The sequence below is a fragment of the Cellvibrio sp. genome, assembly GCF_053579595.1.
On the sequence record NZ_JBRFPI010000483.1, the window covers coordinates 1 to 2,982 of the forward strand.

Genomic DNA, 2,982 nt, shown 5'->3' on the forward strand with positions numbered 1-2,982 from the left:
GGTGCTGAATGGCGTACCGCGCCTTTGTGGGGTCTTGGTTTGTCTGCGTGCGTAACGGGCGGTGTAACGAATGCCGGTCAAGGCGCACAAGTCTGTACGCCAGTACATAGCTACTTGCACGATGGCCGCGCGCGCAGTATTGAAGAGGCAATCCTGTGGCACGGCGGTGAAGGTCAAGCATCTAAAAATGCCTACCAGGCTTTGTCTGCCAGCCAAAAACAAGATGTATTGCGTTTCCTTGAGTCGCTTTAATAGGAATCGCGTTAATCGTTAATTCTCTCTAGCGGCTAGTAGTAGCTGGCTAGCGTTCTCCTTGCCCCGGTTAATCACCGGGGCTTTTTTTTACCGACGTTTTCTCTTGGAAAGCAGCCAGAGCCCACCCAGTAAAAGCAGCAACAGAGTGTTACTAGAGCCTCCGCCAGAGGAGGAGCTTCCACCCGCCGATGCCGCAATACTGCTGCGACCAGTTGCGGCCAGTGACGAGGCTTGGCTACTGCTTGCGGCGGCTGAGGAGGTTGCCGCACTGCTTGCGCTGCTGCTCTGCGTGGGGATGCTTGACGAGTAGTCAATTTTTTCCAGCATTATCTGTGCGTAGCGTTTACCCAGCTCACGATAGGATGCGGTAGTGAAATGTGCTTCATCCATCCCCGGCAAACCAGCCGCTGAGACGACAAAACTGTTGTTGATCAGGCTGGGCAGTTTATTGATTTCCGGGTTGTGCCAGTGGCAGCAGGATTTGTAGTCGGCATACAACAGCTCGCCGGCGATAAAAGGTACATCACCAATATTCAGGTCTTTGCGCAAGTCAGCCACGATTTCTTGCACTTTAAATTTCCACTGTGGGTCAGCGGTGTTGCTCTCGCCTTGGTGGAAGAGAATGCCTTTGATTACTCCATCTGCTTGGGCCTTTTTCGCCAGATCTAGCAGCCAGGCATAACCACCATTAAATTGGGTGGGTATGTCCTGATTATTGCGGCCGATGGGCGCACTCTTTTGATACAGCTCAATCGGCGTTCCCGAGACGGCCGCGGGAACCAGCCCAATGGTTACGTTGCTCGGCATCCCGTCTGCCATCGTCTTACCGAAATAATCGCCGGGACCAAGACCGCTCCAGCAGCGGTTTAGTGGTGGTGAAGCAGGGTACCAATTGCCATAAGTGCGTCCCAAGTTACTGCAATTCAAATCGGCTAATACTTTGACTCTGTCATTGATGGTTCGGTCCTGCGCTTCTATTGTTGCTGCCCCTTCCATGTTGGATTGCCCGAATAAAAGGTAAATATGAAAGTTGGGATTTGGCTCGGCGTAGGTCGCGAGTGCAATCGATGATAGTGCCAGCGCTGTAATGCAGTGGGTGAAATGTTTCATGGTGCGGTGAAGTCCAAGTGGCATAGGAGTAGCTCCGGGTTGACGCGACTGGCAGATCGGTAGGCGTTATTCTTGCTGCGCCTGCCGCGCAGGTCGGTCTTGGTTTTATTGTGATGTTTTATAAAGTGAAATTGCCGCTCAGATATGAACAGCTGCGAGGGGGGAGCATAGGTCGGCGGCGTTGTCTGCGCTTACCGACTGGGCGAGAACATCTGCACTGCGCAAAAAGTACAAGTTTTCGTGCAAATAAGTCAGGTGGGATTCGCAGTATCTGCAGGCTTTTTGTAGGTTGAAGGCGGGCAGCCGTACTCTTTTTTAAATACCCGATTGAAGTAGGATAAGCTGCTATAGCCCACCGCAAACGCAGCTTCTGCCACGCCCATGCGCTCATTGGCGAGTAGGCGAGCGGCCTCGGTCAAGCGTACTTTGTTCAGGTATCCGGTGAAGGTGAGCCCAGTTTCGTCGCGCAATATGTTGTTGATTTTGGTGCGGTTGACGCCCGTGGAGTTAACGGTGCTCTCCACGCTCAGTTCGGCGTTGGAGTATTCGCGGGCAAGGTATGCCAGCACGACGGCCTTTTCTCGCTCGTGCTTGGGTTCAGCGGTGACCGGTTGATAGCTGATTAGCGCGCTGGTTTCAGTTCGCGCACTTCGCTGTGCAGCCCAGTAGGGAATAGCCCAGTAGGCAAAGCTACTCCAGAGTACAACTGCCAGACCAGCGATAAGATAAACCCAAAAATAATCGCGCCCCGCAAACACAATCGACTCAATAATGATGCTGGATGGCGTATCCCGTGGGCTTTCGGTAGAGCTGATAATCGAAAAGCCGCGTGCTTTGTCCAGCCGATAATCTTGGTCAGCCAGATTCATCTGGTGCCGCCCCAACCACCAACCCGGCGTACTTAGCGCTTGCAGATTAATCCGCACATCCCGCCATTCCTGATTACAGCTGAGAAATGTCTCTGACAGTCGATAGCTGGTGATATCGGGTATGCGCGTGATTTTGTCGGCGTAGGTGTAAAGCGAAAAGGTCAGGACATTCGCGGGGCGGCATTTAATCCGAAACACAACCGATTGATACATGCTCAGATCGATCAGCCGATCGGAATTTTCCTCGTCATCAAAGGTGAGCCCCAGATTGGCATAGGGGTATTGGGCGTCTGAGCCCAAGGTGAAATCAGCACTGAGGTTGTAGGTGCTCTCGCGCAAATCGATGGACGCCGATTGCCCTTGGTGTGCACCCGCATTCGCCCAGGCGCGCCAGGGGTAAACACTGCTGGATCTAGGTAGCAGCTCATGCTGAATATTAGAACGCTCAACCGCGCCCCAAAACGCAGCGATGCTCGCGATCAGGAGCAAACAAAACAAGAGTTGGATTTTTTTTGATGCAGACATGCTTTCCGCCATTTTTTAATTATCGCTACCGGCTGGCTATATCACTCGGGGCGCTCAAGATACCCGAGGGTTTCGGGCATTGCTACAGCAAACCTGTGGCCGTGCAAAATCAGCGTGGAGCAAAGACGGCCTGCTGGCCAATGCGCGCTGACTCACTAAGGGCTACTGCCATTTTCTGCGGGTGCGCCGTTGTAATCTTAATGACGAAAATAGACCTCTCTGG

The 2,982-nt window shown here is 53.0% G+C and carries 3 protein-coding genes; 1 reads left to right on the plus strand and 2 read right to left on the minus strand.

The window, feature by feature from the left end:
* Nucleotides 1-252 (plus strand): di-heme oxidoredictase family protein (locus tag ACWA6V_RS20065; protein ID WP_449524154.1); only part of this gene is annotated, 252 nt, incomplete at its 5' end.
* Between the two features lie 90 nt (nucleotides 253-342).
* Here ACWA6V_RS20065 and ACWA6V_RS20070 read toward each other — a convergent pair.
* Both ACWA6V_RS20070 and ACWA6V_RS20075 read right to left on the minus strand, forming a co-directional pair.
* The gene (locus ACWA6V_RS20070; RefSeq protein ID WP_449524155.1) at nucleotides 343-1,389 is read right to left on the minus strand and encodes a sialate O-acetylesterase; all 1,047 of its coding nucleotides are present in this window, start codon (nucleotides 1,387-1,389) and stop codon (nucleotides 343-345) included.
* Nucleotides 1,390-1,616: 227 nt separating this feature from the next.
* Nucleotides 1,617-2,759, minus strand: coding sequence for a helix-turn-helix domain-containing protein (locus ACWA6V_RS20075; RefSeq protein ID WP_449524156.1), 1,143 nt, complete (start codon nucleotides 2,757-2,759; stop codon nucleotides 1,617-1,619).
* Nucleotides 2,760-2,982 lie beyond the last annotated feature (223 nt).

What these genes read in the sequence shown, in the direction of transcription:
- ACWA6V_RS20070 (WP_449524155.1), bottom strand. Translation starts at nt 1,389, where the DNA reads ATGCCACTTGGACTTCACCGCACCATGAAACATTTCACCCACTGCATT.
- ACWA6V_RS20075 (WP_449524156.1), bottom strand. Translation starts at nt 2,759, where the DNA reads ATGTCTGCATCAAAAAAAATCCAACTCTTGTTTTGTTTGCTCCTGATC.